This window comes from Paenibacillus sp. J22P51, assembly GCF_059692215.1.
The window spans coordinates 329,590-346,261 of sequence record NZ_JCAUAZ010000004.1 but is presented as its reverse complement, the minus strand read 5'-3'; the positions used below and the strand labels follow the sequence as shown (position 1 = coordinate 346,261).

At 47.4% G+C, this 16,672-nt stretch carries 18 protein-coding genes; all 18 read right to left on the bottom strand.

Translation table 11 applies throughout. The features are described 5' to 3' along the window. Positions 1–10: 10 nt before the first annotated feature. Positions 11–1,444, bottom strand: coding sequence for a sulfatase family protein (locus AC58QC_RS12430; RefSeq protein ID WP_497415454.1), 1,434 nt, complete (start codon positions 1,442–1,444; stop codon positions 11–13). After that, a complete protein-coding gene (locus tag AC58QC_RS12425; RefSeq protein WP_497415453.1) occupies positions 1,441–2,598 on the bottom strand; it encodes an oligogalacturonate lyase family protein in 1,158 nt (385 codons plus the stop codon). The genes AC58QC_RS12430 and AC58QC_RS12425 overlap by 4 nt, the downstream gene beginning before the upstream one ends. A 21-nt stretch (positions 2,599–2,619) precedes the next feature. After that, the gene (locus AC58QC_RS12420; RefSeq protein WP_497415452.1) at positions 2,620–3,561 is read right to left on the bottom strand and encodes a DUF5107 domain-containing protein; all 942 of its coding nucleotides are present in this window, start codon (positions 3,559–3,561) and stop codon (positions 2,620–2,622) included. Positions 3,562–3,590: 29 nt separating this feature from the next. Next, positions 3,591–3,848 (bottom strand): YciI family protein, encoded by a 258-nt coding sequence (locus tag AC58QC_RS12415; protein WP_497415451.1) that lies wholly within the window; start codon positions 3,846–3,848, stop codon positions 3,591–3,593. Continuing rightward, positions 3,845–4,612, bottom strand: a complete 768-nt coding sequence (locus AC58QC_RS12410) for an SDR family NAD(P)-dependent oxidoreductase (protein WP_497415450.1) — start codon at positions 4,610–4,612, stop codon at positions 3,845–3,847. The genes AC58QC_RS12415 and AC58QC_RS12410 overlap by 4 nt, the downstream gene beginning before the upstream one ends. Before the next feature lie 16 nt (positions 4,613–4,628). Then, a complete protein-coding gene (locus AC58QC_RS12405) occupies positions 4,629–5,642 on the bottom strand; it encodes a zinc-dependent alcohol dehydrogenase (RefSeq protein WP_497415449.1) in 1,014 nt (337 codons plus the stop codon). 5 nt (positions 5,643–5,647) lie between these two features. Continuing rightward, the gene (locus AC58QC_RS12400) at positions 5,648–6,616 is read right to left on the bottom strand and encodes a C-terminal binding protein (protein ID WP_497415448.1); all 969 of its coding nucleotides are present in this window, start codon (positions 6,614–6,616) and stop codon (positions 5,648–5,650) included. A gap of 26 nt (positions 6,617–6,642) precedes the next feature. Next, on the bottom strand, positions 6,643–7,440 hold the full coding sequence (locus AC58QC_RS12395) for a creatininase family protein (protein WP_497415447.1): 798 nt from the start codon (positions 7,438–7,440) through the stop codon (positions 6,643–6,645). A 77-nt stretch (positions 7,441–7,517) separates the two neighbouring features. Then, positions 7,518–8,825 carry an aspartate aminotransferase family protein gene (locus tag AC58QC_RS12390; RefSeq protein WP_497415446.1) on the bottom strand — a complete coding sequence of 436 codons (1,308 nt, stop codon included), beginning with the start codon at positions 8,823–8,825 and terminating at the stop codon, positions 7,518–7,520. Beyond that, positions 8,822–10,300: a M81 family metallopeptidase gene (locus AC58QC_RS12385; protein WP_497415445.1), complete on the bottom strand. Its 1,479-nt coding sequence runs from the start codon at positions 10,298–10,300 to the stop codon at positions 8,822–8,824. Before AC58QC_RS12385 ends, AC58QC_RS12390 begins: the two co-directional genes overlap by 4 nt. A gap of 23 nt (positions 10,301–10,323) precedes the next feature. Further along, positions 10,324–11,166: an SMP-30/gluconolactonase/LRE family protein gene (locus AC58QC_RS12380; RefSeq protein WP_497415444.1), complete on the bottom strand. Its 843-nt coding sequence runs from the start codon at positions 11,164–11,166 to the stop codon at positions 10,324–10,326. A 27-nt stretch (positions 11,167–11,193) separates the two neighbouring features. After that, a complete protein-coding gene (locus AC58QC_RS12375) occupies positions 11,194–11,961 on the bottom strand; it encodes an IclR family transcriptional regulator (protein WP_497415443.1) in 768 nt (255 codons plus the stop codon). Between the two features lie 68 nt (positions 11,962–12,029). Continuing rightward, positions 12,030–12,632 (bottom strand): carbohydrate-binding family 9-like protein, encoded by a 603-nt coding sequence (locus AC58QC_RS12370; protein ID WP_497415442.1) that lies wholly within the window; start codon positions 12,630–12,632, stop codon positions 12,030–12,032. A gap of 15 nt (positions 12,633–12,647) precedes the next feature. Then, positions 12,648–13,019: a RidA family protein gene (locus tag AC58QC_RS12365; RefSeq protein WP_497415441.1), complete on the bottom strand. Its 372-nt coding sequence runs from the start codon at positions 13,017–13,019 to the stop codon at positions 12,648–12,650. A 33-nt stretch (positions 13,020–13,052) separates the two neighbouring features. Further along, a complete protein-coding gene (locus AC58QC_RS12360; RefSeq protein WP_497415440.1) occupies positions 13,053–14,159 on the bottom strand; it encodes a hypothetical protein in 1,107 nt (368 codons plus the stop codon). Positions 14,160–14,187: 28 nt separating this feature from the next. Next, positions 14,188–14,934 (bottom strand): SDR family NAD(P)-dependent oxidoreductase, encoded by a 747-nt coding sequence (locus AC58QC_RS12355; RefSeq protein ID WP_497415439.1) that lies wholly within the window; start codon positions 14,932–14,934, stop codon positions 14,188–14,190. 51 nt (positions 14,935–14,985) lie between these two features. Then, positions 14,986–15,828, bottom strand: coding sequence for a carbohydrate ABC transporter permease (locus tag AC58QC_RS12350; RefSeq protein ID WP_497415438.1), 843 nt, complete (start codon positions 15,826–15,828; stop codon positions 14,986–14,988). Further along, on the bottom strand, positions 15,821–16,582 hold the full coding sequence (locus AC58QC_RS12345; RefSeq protein ID WP_497415437.1) for a carbohydrate ABC transporter permease: 762 nt from the start codon (positions 16,580–16,582) through the stop codon (positions 15,821–15,823). Before AC58QC_RS12345 ends, AC58QC_RS12350 begins: the two co-directional genes overlap by 8 nt. Between the last annotated feature and the right edge of the window lie 90 nt (positions 16,583–16,672).

The window sequence follows — 16,672 nt, the reverse complement described above, 5'->3', positions numbered from 1 at the left end:
CCTTCTTCCTCTAATTCTTAATACTCATCCTCATCTGCTTATACTCGTCATCAATTCGCTTCCGTTCAGGATGGGTTTCTACCGTCGTTCTTTGTTTAAGCAAGCTCTGGCATTCCAGCATATGCTCAATCAGTTTGCTTTTCAGATCGCTCTTTATGCCAAACAACGTCTCATCCTTCGATCTATTAGTAATCTCTTGTGGATCTTCCTGTACATCAAACAGTTCTTCGCCACCAGAAATATAATGAACATATTTATATCTACCGTCATACACCATAGAACGTCCTAAAAATTCGCTAAAAACGTATTTATTAATCGGCTTTTCAGGGTTCTCGATTAATGCCATTAAGCTTTTCCCTTGAACCGTATTCGGTTTAGGAGCCTGACAAATATCCAAGAACATAGGCATGAGATTAACCGTACTTACCAACGAGTCACAAGTACTGCCTTTCGAGACGCCCGGTCCGTAAACTAGGAGTGGAACTTTGACCATCGATTCGTAAAAGAAATATTTATAGGATAAACCATGGTCACCCAGCGCATCGCCATGATCACTTGTAAACACGATATACGTATCTTCCAGCACGCCTTTTTCCCTTAATACATCTATCATCTTGCCAATGCCTTCATCGATCAGAGAGATTGTCGCATAGTAATGCTTCCGCCATCTTCTGATTTGCTCGGGAGTTGCCTTTGTAGGATCAATTCTGAAAACCGAATTATTCTCCGTATCCCTGCAGAACGCCAATTGTTCTTCCAACATATAGTTCGCTTCTACAGAACCTTGAATCGGCTCAGGAATCTCGCATTCTTCATACATATCCTTCATTTCTGCAGGCGGGTCGTAGGGATCGTGCGGGCTTGGAAAACTAACCCAAACGGCAAAAGGCTCATCGCCATTCGTTCCCAGCCATTGTGCTGCGCTTTCTGCAACAAATACATCTGGGTGAAACTTCTTTTCATGAATAAAATAAGGCGCTCCGAGCGATTCCTGGTATTCCGGAAACTCAACCGGACTCGATCGGTCCAATCCATTGTGCTTGAGAAAGGTATAGTGGTCATCCGGCAAATAAAAATGCCGTTTATCCTCACATATAATTCGCTCTTTAAAACCGCCTAGTTGATCCCACGGGGTAAAATGCATTTTTCCAATCGCTGCCGTTTGATAGCCTTCTCTGCCAACGATCTCGGGCCATACCGGCGTCCCCTCAGGAAGGTTAGTATCGTTGGATAATGTCCCGACGACAGATGGATACTGCCCACACATCATGGCCGATCGGCTAGGTCCGCATACGGGAGCTGTCACGTAGCAGTTGTTAAATACCATGCCATTATTAGCAATCCAATCCAAATTAGGCGTTTTCATAAAATCCAACCCATAACATGGCAGTGAATCCTGTCTTTGTTGATCCGTTGTAATAAACAATAAATTCTTTTTTTTCATTTTACATTTACCTCCGTTAAATAGAGCTGTATCGTTCCACTTCGGTCGGAGGCGAATAAAATGCTGTCAGCCTTCCAGCTGAAAGTCGGATGGCAATGCGACATCTGGGAGCCCCATGAGGTGTGGTGGGTACATAATGTTTCCAGCTCCGTTTCACCATTGTTCAATGTGATGAGGACAATATCATCGACTTCATCCCCGACCAATAGGCTGTTATCGTTGTTGGCATGATAATGGTTGCAGTAATGCGGCATCGGAATCGTTTTGAGCACCTCGCCGTTCTCATCAGCTAACCCGATATAAGGCGTTTGCCCGCTTTCCTCCGTAACAATCGTAGCCTGCGTTCGCTTCGAGGTAATGGTGCCGTCATGCCCTTTCCTACGATTATCGAAGAAAATCAAGCCGTCTCGCGTCCAAAACTCATGGCCTACGCAGTCGTCCTCCTCCTGCCTGAAGCAGGGTGTTACTTTACCAGAGGAAATTTCCAGCAGCCAAATACGTTGATGCACCTGATTCCACGGACCTTCATGACAGAACATGGCCAGATCGCTGTTATGAGGAGAAAATTGGAAATGCCCCAGCCAGTGGGTATCTTCAAAAGCATTATAGACCTGGGAACCATCCAAATGGGCAATCGTGACAAAGCCCCGTTTGATCGCATACATAGTCTCCTTAAAGCCGGCATAGTTATTGCCATATTTTATGGAGACATCCTCATTACGGCAAAAGCCCACTAGCTTTTTATCTGGACTTATAAAAGGAGACCATAACGTCATGCCTTCGGTCTCTTCGTACACAACGGTGATCTCTCCCGTTCGGGTATTAACCTTTTTGATCTTGTTGCCGGTAATGTAGACTAACAGCTCGCTGTCTGGTGTCTTCGTGCTGAATCCTGTATGGCCGACGCCTTCGGGTTCATCTGTTATTTGTGTAATTTGACCTGAAGCCAGATGCATCTTGAAAAAGTTGTACAGCCCCCGGTCACTGCCTCGATCGGAGAGAAAGTATATTTCCTTATCTCCCAGCGAGAAGGAATTGTCCGTAAAATAGAGATGCACATTGTTGGAGGAGCCTGCGGTCAGCTGCCACACCTGTCGTCCCGTTTTTTCATCGATGTACGATTTCTTTTCCGATGGATATACTTTACCTATCAATGGGTTCACTCTCCTATGGATCTAGCTGATTTCCAACGTTAACTCCCACTCTTTGACGCCACCGCCAGGCACTATCAGACAACTGTTCAAACCATGAGCAATGCTCACATTATCCAAATACCCGGTCGCTGGCTCCATTGCAAGGTGATAATGATCATTCCAACCGCCGCCATTCATCCAGAAGGCCAAATAAGGAATTGTTTTCACATCAAAAATGAGTGTAAATCGTTCTCCTGTCGCTTCCTCAACTACGGAGCACCAGCCCTCTTGAAGGGGGGACTTTACATAAAACTTATCGGCCACGCCGGAATTCCGGGCAGGCATCTTGTTTACTTCTACTTCGGTCCCGTCCTTGCCAATAAATGCTGGCCATGCATGCTCCGTGCCCCATTTTCCCAAACGCTGGTCTAACGAAACGGTCGTTACGATTTGGCCTACGGATGGCGGCAAACAGATGCGCATAGATTCCGTAGCAGCGATGATGGGATGAGGAGCCCACAAATAAGGCATATCATGCTCGCTCAAATTCGTTAAACGATAAAAGAAATGTACCTGACTACCTTTCAAAACGATCTTTTTCTCCAGTCGGTAAGGCAGTTGACATCCTTGAACCTCACCATGCATCTCTAGGTCGGAAACTTTGCTGCACGCCCACGGCATTGCCCATACTTCTCCGTGATCAGGAATCTGGACATGTTTCCATGGATCAACAGGATAAGAACAGCTATCTATGCTTGGAAATAATTCATCCCAACCGCATCGATCCCACTCCTCCCACAAACTGCCGTAGCGAGGCTGTTGAAACCCTACCATGCCATCTGGTCGATCCATCCATTGTTTTCCCGTCTTTTTATTGATGAGCGAACAGATTTTGGTTCCGAGTGCAGGAATGATGTCAATCAACAGGTTCTCATTTTCCAAGCGGATTTGTTCAAGTTGTTGATGTTCGGACTTGTTTTCCATTCAAGCACCACCCCTTCACCACCGTGGGATTATACAATGAGCAGTTCGTGAAATTCGCATGAGCGCGCACCATGAATAACGAACGGGTCTTGAGTGGCAAGCTTTTCAGCTTCTTCCAAAGATTTAGCGTTGTAAATAACCATGCCTCCTGCTCCGTCTACAAAACGAGCTTTGAGATAGATGGAGCCCTTCTTTTCCAGATCTTCCAAATAAGCTAAGTGAGCCGGTCGATGGAGTCGATTCTTTTCCTCATCAAGCATCGGCAAAATCGCGATGTACTGTTTCATAGCTCAGCCAACATCCCTCCGTCTATAACTACACCCGTGCCAATCATAAATGGCGCCTCATCGCTTAACATAAAGCAAATGAGGTTGGCAACTTCCTCAGGTTTTCCAATGCGTCCAAGCGGCTGGGCGTCTTTCCATTCCTCATTTAAATCAGCGCCATGCAATCCGCCCAATTCCGCATATCTGTTTAACATGCCAGTATCTGTCGCGCCTGGAAGAACCGCGTTAACGCGAATCCCTTTTTTGGCGTAATCGATCGCCATGCTTCTTGTCAAAGCCATCAGCCCGCCCTTTGAAGCCGCATAGGCTGCATAGTTTGAAATGGTTGCTTGCGCGTGAACGGAAGCGACGTTAATAATGACGCCTCCGCCACTGTTGATCATAGGTGGAATGCCGTATTTTCCCAACAAGAACGCGGATGTTAAATTCACATTGATCGTGTTGTGCCACTCCTCCTCGGATAAATCTACAACTCCAAGCAAGGATTCAATCGCAGCACTATGGACAATGCCATCCAGCCTGCCATAGGTATCAACCGCGGTCTGGATCACCCTTCGAATATCGTCAGACTGTCCCACATCGGTTTTGACGAAAATAGCTTTTCCCGCCGAGCCTTCCATCTGCTCCAGCGTTTCCATGGCGTTCTTTTCAGAACGATTGGCTATGACGACGTTAGCCCCTTCTCTGACCAAACGTAGGGAAGTGGCTCGGCCAATGCCGGTTCCGCCGCCGGTAACAATGAAAACCTTTTTCTCAAATCGCATGGTATCGCCCTCTTTATTAAGGATGTAAAGTAATTTTGCTGAATTCGGTCTTGCCTTCCACTAAAGCTTTAAATATGTCGGGTCCATCAGACAAGCTGCGCTTCGCCAGCCAACCTTCCGTTCTGATTTTCCCACTGACCAGCATCTGAACCGCATGTTTAAAATCCGAATCCGTATAGGAATAGGAACCGAGAATGTTAACTTCTTGACGGACAAGATGATTCATTTTCATAGGGGATTCATCGCTTCCCAAACCAACCAGCACGATGTTTCCGCCAGGATTAATCAGTTGCAGCGCTTGTTGTCTCACTGCTGTTGCACCGACGCAATCAATAATCGTATCGATTCCCCGCTGAGCGAACAGCTTAGTCACTTTGTCTTCCACTTGTTCCGGCGTCGCAACTTCAGCACCTAGAAGCTTGACATGATTCAGCCGCACTTCCTGCCGATCCACGACCAACGCTTTATTCGCCCCCATATTCAATGCCGCCTGCAAAGTCAACAACCCTATCGTCCCAGCTCCATAAATGATAAGATCATCCAAATACGGAAGACCGAGCTTGATCGCATGGATGCATACGGCTAGTGGTTCCGCCAACGAGGCGACAGCGGCATCCATTTCTTTGGGAATGGAATACAAGCTGCTTAAAGGTACGGTCACGTACCCCGCAAAAGCACCCGGCCGATGAATGCCTATCAGTTCACGATGACGGCATAGATTACGCTTGCCGATTAAGCAACGGTCGCAAGAGCCGCAAGAAATAAGTGGATTGGCTACAACTTTGTCTCCGATGGAAAATCCTTCAGTTGCGCTTGCTCCCTTATGTATGTCAACAATCGTGCCGCAAAATTCATGCCCCATAATTAACGGCGGAATTCTGACACTGCTATGGCCCAGATAACCTTCCAATTCGCTGCCGCAAATGCCTGCGGCTTCGACCTTGATGATGGCCTCTCCCGGAAGCGAGCGCGGATCTTCCATGTCTTCAAGACTTAATTGCCTCGGTCCGTTATATACCAGTGTCTTCATGCAGACTAGACCTCCACACCGTTGACGATATGCTTGGGACGTTCTCCGCTAAGTATACGTTTTACTTCCAAAGCCGCATGACGTTGCAGCCGGTTCACTGAACTTTCCGAATACCAAGCGCAATGGCTTGTAATAAAGCACTGCTCTATTTGCAGCAGGGGACTGTCCGGCGAAACGGGCTGCTGCTCCAGTACATCCAGTGCTGCACCGGCAATCTGGTTATTCGTTAGCGCAGCAATCAAACTTTCGGTGTGAACGACCGCTCCTCTGGACGTATTGATCAAATAGGCCGTTGATTTCATTCGCTCAAAGGCTTCATGATTGAAAATATGCTTCGTATCAGGCGTTAAAGGAAGATGAACCGAGATCATATCGCTTTGTTCCAGCAGTTCATTCCAATCGACCTTCTGCGTGTTCATTTGTTCAAAAATAGGCTGCTGCACATAGGGATCGTAGCCTATCGTGTTAATGCCGAAGCTTTGCGCTCTTCTTGCCACATCTTTTCCGATATTCCCGAAGCCGGCAAGGCCTAACGTTTTCCCTTGAAGTCCCATAATAGGGCTGCATGGCGTTATTTGCCAAACGCCTCTGCGGACTTGTGCAACAATTTGCGGAATTTTGCGGACGCTCGAAAGCAGTAAGGACATCGCATGATCGGCAACTTCCCCGGTCCCATAGTCCGGAACGTTGACAACAGGAATATTTCTTGCCTTGGCCGCTTCAATATCCACATTATCGACACCGACGCCGTACCTGACGATGATTTTACAGCGCTCCAGACTGTCTATGACTTCCTTGGTGATCGGCGCTCTTTCCGCTATAATCGCATCAGCTTGTTTCGCCATACGAAGCACTTCTTCTGGCGTTTTGCATTGTCCCGAAATGAGCTCAACACCCATTGGCAACAAGACTTCTTCTTCTTGCTTTAAATCCGGAAACCCGTAATCCGTCACTACTACCTTGTAGGTTGTCATCAATTACACTCCTTTTTCGTGCGTTTTTATATACTTCTCATAGTTCCATCTTCTGCTGACATTGTCGCATAGCAATCTACGAACCACCCAGCCACACCATCTACGATTGCAGCCAAATAAGACTGTCCTTGCTCGGCGGATGCGGCCTCACTACTATCCGTAATGCCATCAGCGCCAGTTAACTTGCCATGACAGCCGATAAAAGTGCCCGCCGGCCCACCAAATATCCAATCCAGCTCGGGATGCTCCTGCGGAATGAGGTCCTTACGTACAAGACCCTCATTAAGCGCAAGCATTAACGAAGTTTCAAATCGACCGGCATGTCCAGCCACCATCCCCCGATTTTCTTCCCGAGCAGCCGTAATCGCTTGCCCAGCTGCGTTCCAATAGGAAGCGGAAGCGACCCACACCGGATGCCCCACAACTAAGTCCTGTGCCGCCTGGTTCATCATGTTGGCATTGCCGCCATGCGAATTAATAAAAATGATTTTGCGGAATCCGTCCTTGATTAAGCTTTCTCCGATTTCCCTAAGCATCCGTAAATACGTTTCCGGGGAAAACGAGAGGGTGCCACCAAAGGCAAGATGATGACTGGAGCAGCCGATCGACAATTGCGGAGTCAGGAGCAGCTTCGCTTTTCCTTCTGCGGTCGCTTTACGGACAGCCTCTGTACTCACATGCTCGCAAATCAGGCTGTCCGTATAGACACTAAGGTGCCTTCCGTGCTGCTCCGTTGCCGCCAGCGGCACAACTGCGGCGTAACCGGCTCTTGCGCATTCCGTAATTTCTTCCCGTGTCAAATGGTGAAATAGGAATGTATCCATAGCGTGAACCTCCATTTATGGTATTTAGCCTGATATATACTGTATTTACACGCCTAATTAATCCATTATATGTAAGATTATAATTGAGCTAACACGCGATCCATTGCCAGCAATGTCTCTTTAATATCAGATCTATTGTGTGCCGTGGAAATGTACCAAAGACCATTCGGACGGAGTAATACGCCTTCGTCCAGCATCAATTCGGCAAAGCGGCTATATTTGGCTGAGTCGCGTTTATTGAACGTATCGAAGTCGTTAACTTCCACGGCATCAATAAACATCATGTGAAGCACAGGGCCAACTTGGTTGACTACGCCAGAGATACCATGCCTGCCCAGCAAAACGCGTATTCCGGTAGCAAGCTCTATAAATAAAGCTTCCATTTGTTCATAAGCAGCACCGTTGTCTTGCGAGAGGTGGCTTATTGTAGAGATGGCTGCTGCGGTAGAAACACAGTTTCCGTTCAGCGTACCCAGATGACTCACTTTACCATCATCCACGAGCTTCATGATTTCAGCTTTACCGGCCACCGCGCTGATGGCGATGCCGCCGCCCATCGCTTTGCCGATAACGACTAAGTCAGGAAGGATACCGAATCTTCCGTGAGCCCCACCCAAGCTAAGTCGAAAACCGGTAATCACCTCATCCATAATCATGACGATATGGAGCTCTTCGGTCAGTTTGCGGATCAACTCTAGATAGCCGGGCTTAGGCTGGATACAGCCGGAATTGCACATGACCGGCTCCGTTATGACAGCTGCGATTTCATGACCGCGGGTGCGGAACACAGATTCTAAGGCAACAGGATCATTCCAAGGAAGTAAGATGATATCATCCAGACTGTTTTCGCTTTGTCCGAATGTACCAGGGGGGATTTGAGAAGCTTTGTCGTCGGAAGCTTTTTGACTCATGTCCGAGCTGGGAAAAGAGGTAAAAATTGAATCCGACCAGCCATGGTAATGTCCATGGAAGCGCACGACCTTTGTTTTATTCGTGAATGCACGTGACAATCGGAGCGCCAGCATAACAGCTTCCGTTCCGGAGCCGCTAAGCGATACTTTCTCAGCGCAAGGAATGACCTCTGTTAGCAAATCAGCAAGCTGAATTTCACCATCATGCTGAAGCCCGTAAGTAGATCCATTGAGCAAGGCTTGATGGATGCTTTCAGTCAGGCCGTCATGCGCGTGACCCAGAATTAATGGACCGTAGGCAAGCAAGTAGTCGATATATGCATTGCCATCCACGTCTCGGATGCGAGCACCTTTCGCTGACTCTGCGTACAAGGGGGTTGGTTTCATTGACGCACGCAAAGAACTGGCTACTCCGCCTGCAAGATGTTGTTTGGCTGCTTGATGTTTAGCAATGGATTTTTCATAAGTTCTCATTGGGATGCCTCCTTGTAAGACATGGAATCAAGCGGATAAATAGGACGTGTTAGATGTACATACTGAAAGTGGAATAGGTTTTCTCCACAACAGCCTGGCGTATCGACTTGTATGATTTTTTTACACATAGGGCCAAATGCTGTTTTCCATGCAATGGCTGATTTCACAACGATGACATGAAAGTCTTCTGCACGTAAGCCAACAGACGTGACATGTCCAAGATCCCATGGCGCTGTACGCTTTTCCGTTAAAATAATGGTTAAATTTCCGGCTTCGATGACAGCCGTTTTGCCCATATCCGCCCATTGTCCAGTCATATAAGGACCGATATGTGTATATTTACCATCAAATAAAAGACGGATGACACCTGTAATTGGAATCGGCTCACCATTCAATTGATCGCTTTTACCGCCAATTGCAGCATCAAATACTGCTCCAACTCCTTGGCGATGTGCAAATTGAGCTGCTTCCGCATCACGAATTACAATGAGACATTTTTGAGGTGCGTTGGTTAGATGCTTCAATACGTGCGTCGCATCTGCTGGAGCGCCTCCTCCTACATTATCCGCGCCTTCTACGAGTATGACGGGTCCATTGTCTTCGGCAAAGGCCATTGCAACAGCTTCAGCTGCCGGGTATCCATTGCTTTTCAGCTTATCCCGGAGTTCCCATGCCATAAGGCTAAGCTCCTCGGCATACTGCTCGGCAAGCGGTTGATCGTTATTCGTCGTCACCACAAAAGCAACGCCAGCATCAGGGACATCGCTGTAGGGAAAGCCGCCAGCTACGGTAACATTGAGTACCTTCGGATCACGCTCTATGGCGAACGCACGTTCCATGATTTCCATCATCGGACCTGCCACGTCAGTCAGCATCACCTGCGGTACAAGGAGTAAACGCGGTTGAACGAATGAACGAACTGGCTTGATCTCTCCGCGGATCGTCTGTGCTAATAAATGAACAGCTTCCACCGCTCTTTCATGGGCATCTACATGCGGATAGGTGTCATAACCTACAAGGATGTCGGCGTGTTCCACCATTTGAGCGCTGATATTGGCATGCAAATCAAGTGTTACTGCAAGGGGTTTGGAAGGACCTGCCTTTTCTCGGATGCGGCGGATTAGTTCCCCTTCCATGTCTGGAAATCCTTCGGCTACCATTGCGCCATGCAGAATGGCAACGATTCCATCAGCTGATAAATCAATAGAGGAAACCACTGAATCGAAAAGGGCCTCCACTGTTCTACGGCTGACCATTCCGCTTGGAGGAGCCGCGGTGTACAACCCGCATGCCAAATCCGCGAGCTCCAATTGAGCCCCATCGATCACGCCACCCATGGATGTTCGCGTATGCTCATATCTTTGATGAAAAAGATCATTACCTTGAATCCATTCCGGAGCAAAATCGTCCATTTCGGTCATACCTGGTGCAAACGTGTTCGTTTCATGAAAAATGCCGACAATTGCTAGCTTCATAAAATTTTCTCCTTCCGTTTAGCTCAATCCTCTTGAAGTAACTGCCAGCACCTACCGGGAAGATCCGCCTGAAATATTTGGATATTTCCTACATCGGCAACTGTCACAAAACAAGTGCGCCCGTCAGGCCCGCCAAAAGTCAGGTTCGTACAGTCTTTCCCCGACAATGGTACTTCCAGAAGTACCTCGCCGCTTGGTGAAATTTTGGCAATACAGCCTTTGCCATGACGGGTTACATATAGGTTTCCGGCTATGTCGCAACGCATCCCATCTAGTCCGAAATCAGGGAACTCAATAAGGAGCCGTTTATTGCTAATTAGATAGTCCGCAGATAGATCGTATGCCCAAATTCGGCGTTGTCGTGTTTCATTGACATACAGTGTCTTCTCATCTGGACTGACTTCTATTCCGTTTGTCGTTCCCATGTTGGCTTCCAATAAAGTTGCTTTGCCATATGTATCAACGCGCCAGAGTTGTCCCGTGGAGTCTTTCCAATTCGGGTCGCTAGCAAAAATAACCCCGCTTGAAGTAATCGCAAGATCATTGGGTTGATTCATTGCCGGCTCATGAACATAGACGGAGATTTGGCGCGTCGCGATATCGACTTTGAGAATATTATGTCCGGTATGATCCGCAATGAACATGTCTCCTAGCCTATTCGTACGGATCCCGCAGCCAGTGCTGCCATTTTCCAATTCAAGGAATATAGAGCATTTGGCTGCAGGCGTTACCTTCCCAATTGTATGTCTACGGGCAAAATTCACAGCATACAAATTGCCTTCTCGATCGCAAGCAGGTCCTTCAATGCTCTTGGTGAAACCAAAGGGTTCTGTAAAAGACCGACTAATAAAATTGGAATCACTCATCGAGGGAAGCTTCCTTTCCATCCAAAGTTAGCGATATACTTTTTGACTTAGTTCTTCGCAAGCTCGCTTGATCCAGACATGTACTTTATCCCAGATTTCTTCGGTAATACGCACTTCGGGAACGGAAATGCTGATAGAAGCTACGGTTCTGTTAGCCGCATCAACGACAGCGCCAGCGACACAATGCACGCCGAGCACCGTTTCACCCAGGTTGTAACCAATACCTTGTGCTTTTACTTTTTCTAATTCCAAGTGCAACTGCTTTAAAGAGGAGATCGTTTTACTTGTCACTTGCTCCAGTTTTTCTTGCGGATAAAGCGCGTGCAATTCTTCTTCCGTGAAGTCGGCAAGCAGGATTTTACCTGAAGCCGTAGCATGCAGCGGAAATACATCACTCTGATTAGGCGTAAACCGCAATGCTTGGCTGCTTACTTTCTCCCCCAGATACAAGAGCTGGTTCCCGCTTCTCACGGATAAACTGACCGTTTCGTTCAAATCCTCCGAGATCTTATCGGCAATCTGATAAAACTCACCAGTCAAACTCGTATTCTGAATATAACGATTGCGAATCGTGAACAATTTATATCCAATACGGAATTGCTTCCCGGACTTATCAGTCTCAAGGTACCCACGGCTCAACATGTTCTGTAAAATGAGGTAGGTGCTGCTGGCAGGCATATTTAAATTTTTGGCAATTTCTGATAAATTGTAGGAATCTGTCCCTCCAGTAAATAGCTCAAAGATGTCCAGTACCCGATCTGCTGATTTGACTTTATGCGCTTGTTGTTTTTCCAATTCGCAATTCCCCCTTTGAAGTCGTTTCATATACATGAAAACGCTTTAATTGTAGCTTATCCGATTGCTTATGAAAAAACAAGCACTCCAAATTTTTCCGGAACATGGAAATTCCTCGATGCTCCAGTAGGCGACCAAGCCCAGTAATGACGCTGGCCTGAGGGATTTTCATCAATCCGGTAAAGATTAATTCTCCAGGTCATTCCCGGAGCAGGAGCTGGGTCGAAAGAAGCGACAGGAAGCGCCATGTCATACACGGCCGTTCCCTCTTCTGGCCACGATACCTGAGTCAGCAATCCGTCCAGATTCCAGCTAGCATCGACCTTCTGTTTCTGTCCCTCTTCTTTATCAATGAGGGCATCGAATACAACGCCCCGGGGACTCAGCTCGAATTCTTTATAAAATCTGCCCTCCCCGCTCTCATCGATGAAGATTTCTACGACATCTTCCTTATATATGGGGTCGTCCCGATTCTCATAGGTGGCAACAATATGATCGTCGGCACATTCAAAGCGCACATGGATATAGCTATCGGTGCGGCAAATTTTCACGGTTGTGTTTAAACGTGCTTCTTCTCCAGTTACATTATCAACAAGCGGTATGCTCCCTATTTCCTCCCAGCGCACTTCGCTTCCACTCTGATAGATGCAGTTGTAAACGTGCGCAACCATAGCGTCTTCTCTCCCTTATTTCCGTATCTGGGCGATAACATCAATCTCAACGAGCAGATCATAATTCAAGTCACAATAAATAGCTGTACGGCTGGGAAACGGGCTTGTGAAAAAACGTCTGTAAATGGTATTGAATTCCTCATACAGCTTCCTATCGCTCAAATAAATATTACATTTCACCACATCGTCCAAAGTAAGTCCGGCAGCGGCGAGAATCTGTCTAATATTTTCCATCGTCTGAACCGTTTGCGATTCCAGATCATTGCCAACTACGGCGCCTGTAAGCGGATCAAGACCGCCTTGCCCCGATACGAATACCAATGAGTCCGTTTGGATCGCTGGAGAGATCGGTTTACTGCTGTTTGAACCCATTATCTCAGTTCGCATAAAAGACCTCCATATTTTGTAATGTAAGAGTAGCTAGCTCGTATATAAACCTTTTGGGTCATACGCAACGCTCCATGCGTCTAAGGACAACGGGCGCTTAAGATATAAGGATTCCATGGCCGTATTAATGAGATACGTAGTTAACAGGTTCCTTTCAATCGGGCAAGGAGGTGTGCCATACTGTATCATTTCTTCGATTAATTCGGTCAATTTAGTAAAATGGCTGTAAGGCCGCTCACGCCCTGTATTACAATACGCAGCGATACTAGCGTCTGCATGATCCTGAACGGCAAAGCTCCATCTCGTAGCGAATTTATGAAGCTGCGCCACATAACCCATCGTGCCGTCATTATACACGACAACGAATAGTGCGGGATCAGGGCATTCATTGCGGGGATGCCTTCCAACTAGCTCCGGCTCGAGTGCGAGTGCTTTCATCATCAGCGCCTCCGGCCATTCCGCTCGATCCATCGCTTGCCACATCTCATCGCCAGCTAAGGCATGAACGAACGCAACACCCGACTCGGCACCACGCCGATGCTCAGCCAAAACCTGCAGCACTTCCATGCCATGAAATCCGTAGGATTCATGCCCACCATGGCTGACGACAAAGAAAGTACGGCCTCCCTGCAGAAAGGAAAGATCGAAGTGAGGCACATAATCCGTATATGGAATGGAGGATCCCGCCATGCATGGAATACCCCGACTCTTAACTTCATCATAAATCCATCGCGCATCCTCATTATCGTAGGAGAAATGCTTATCAAGGAATATAGGTACGCGGACTCCGTGACGATCCATGGCAGCTAACGTCTCTTTCATAAACCGCAGCCTTGGATACAAGTGCTGTTGTTTCTCATTCCATGGATAATCTCCATGCTCCCCAATGACGACAATGCCGTCGATTTTCTGTTCAGGAGCGCCCCAGGCAACCGCTTCCTCAATGGTGGCGCAGATCGCTACACCATGCTTGGCGGACAGCTCGCGACTCAAGTCTCTATCCGTTACTTGCTCAACATACATCGCAACCAGCTCAACTTGCGGTTCATAGCCAAGCTCGCCGAGCAGCCTGCTAACAATCACATCTGCGTGCGAATTGAGCTTATACTGGGTTATGATCGCTGCGACACGCTTCTTCATCCTTCAGCCGCCTCCATCTTCATCGATCTCATATCCGAATCCCTCCGTCTATCGTATACAGTGATCCCGTTATATACGAAGAAGCATCAGACAGCAGGAACGAAGCAAGCTCGGAAATCTCGTCCGGCGTGCCGCTGCGCCCTAACCAGGTACTCTTTCGCAGCTCTTCCGCCTTCTCAGGCGACACCGGCTTCGGTTCTTTAACATCCCCCGGTATGATCACGTTAGCCCGTATGCCGTGAACGGCATTCTCGGCAGCGATGACCTGCGTCAAGAAGTTGACCCCAGCTTTCGACGACCCGTATGCTCCTTCTCCTGCCCTCGGTTTTACCCCAAGGATGGAAGATGTATTGACGATTGAACCGCCTCCGGAATCCTTCATTAGCAGGATGGCATGCTTGCTTATGAGAAATGTCGAAGTGAGCGTACCTTGGATAACTTGATTCCAGTCCTCCAACGTGTATTCCGCAACGGGCTTTCGATTCTGCGTATAGCTATTATGAAAGGACCCATCCAGGCGGCCAAACTGTTCGCGGATTTGCTGGAACATGCCAGCGACCTGATCTTCATTGCTCGCATCGGCCTGCACGAAAAGCAGGCAATCTGGGCCATACTGCTCTTGAAGCGCCATCATACGGGGAGAATCCTCCGCAGCTACCCAATCATTGGCGATGACCTTAGCTCCTCTGCCCAGAAACATCCGTACTGAGGCGAAACCGATCTTACCGAGCGCACCGGTCACAACAATGACCTTATCCTGAAGTGGTAAATTCATTCAAATACCTCCTGCTTTAGACAATAGGGACACTTCTGGCCCCGTTCCAGCTTATCCCTTCAAGCCGGTCGATGCCATCCCCTGAATGAATTGCTTCTGAGCAAACAGGAACAAGATGACAACCGGTATGGTGATAATGAACGCAGCAGCCATAACGATCGGAATTTCATTAGGTTGATCATTAACCGCCTTAAGAAATAAGAGGCCAAGCGGCAGTGTAAACATTTTGTTATTCGTTAAATACAAAAGAGGTCCGATCGTATTACTCCATGCACCGATGAATGTGAACACAGCCAATGCCGAAAGCGCAGGTTTGGACAGTGGGATATAAATGCGCCAGAGCACTCCCCATGGGGTGTAGCCATCGATAAGCGCTGCTTCAAAAAGTTCCTTTGGCAATGTTTTATAAAATTGATGCATGAGGAATATGCCGAATGCTCCTCCAAGAAAGGCTGGCACAATTAATGGATAAAAGGTGTCAAGAGCATTTAGATTTTTCCAAATGAAGTATTGCGGAACCATGGTCACCTGACCAGGCAGGATCAAAGTCGATACCATGGCCAGGTAGATCCATTTTTTTAATTTAAACTCAAACATGGCAAGCCCAAATGCGATAACGGCACAAGAAATCATCGTTCCGGCGACATCGAAAAAAGTCACAATGGAGCTATTTAATGTGTAACGGGCAAAATGAACATTCTGGCTGTTCCATGCAGCAACATAATGCTGCCAAGTCACCGGATCAGGAATCCACTGCGGCGGCATCTGCAGCACTTTTGCTCCGGTTTTGATCGAAGTCACTACCATCCAATAGAATGGAATGAACATGCAAAATCCGCCTATGATTAGAAACGAATAAAGCAGCGTTGCGCTTAGTTTTGATTCTTTAGTCATAGTGCACCCACCTCTTTTCCATCTGCCGTTGGAAGATTGTAATGACCAGGATCACAATGAATAGCAGCCATGCCATTGCGGAAGCAGGTCCCATTTTGAATAAAATAAAAGCATCACGGTAAATCATAATGTTCACGGTCAGCAATTGGTCCCTAACTCCTCCTGGTGCACCGACCAACGTAAGGAATGAATCAAAGGCATGGAAGGCGGAAATTGTCGAAAGAATAAGTACCATATAGGCCATCGGTGAGACGAGCGGAACTACAATGCTTCTGAAAACTTGCCACTTGGAGGCACCATCTAAATCTGCCGCTTCATACAAGTCTTTCGAGATATTTTGCATACCTGCCAGCAGCAGCACCATCGAGCCCCCTATACCTTTCCATACATTCGCTATAGCTACACTCCCAATGACTACCCACCAATTCGGATTATCGAGATATTTGTACGGCCCTAGGTGAACGTAACTGAGAAGCAAATTGACAACACCGAAGTGAGAATTCAGGATCCATGACCATACCATACCTGCTGCGATCCAGGGCGTAATCACAGGTAAAAAGAAAATGACCCGAAAGAAACCTTTGAAGCGGATAGACTGGTTTAACACATACGCCGCAACGAACGCGATACCCGTTTTCAGCGGCACAAAGATCAAAGCAAAATAAAAAATATTGCGAAACGCATAATACATTTGCTTCTCATGAAAAATCGTTTTCCAGTTTTGAAGACCTACCCACCGCGGAGCATTGAACATGTCCCATTTCGTGAAGGTTAGATACAAGGAATAAATAAAAGGATAGGCTGAGAAAACAAGAAACCCGATGACAAACGGCAGTGTGAGTAT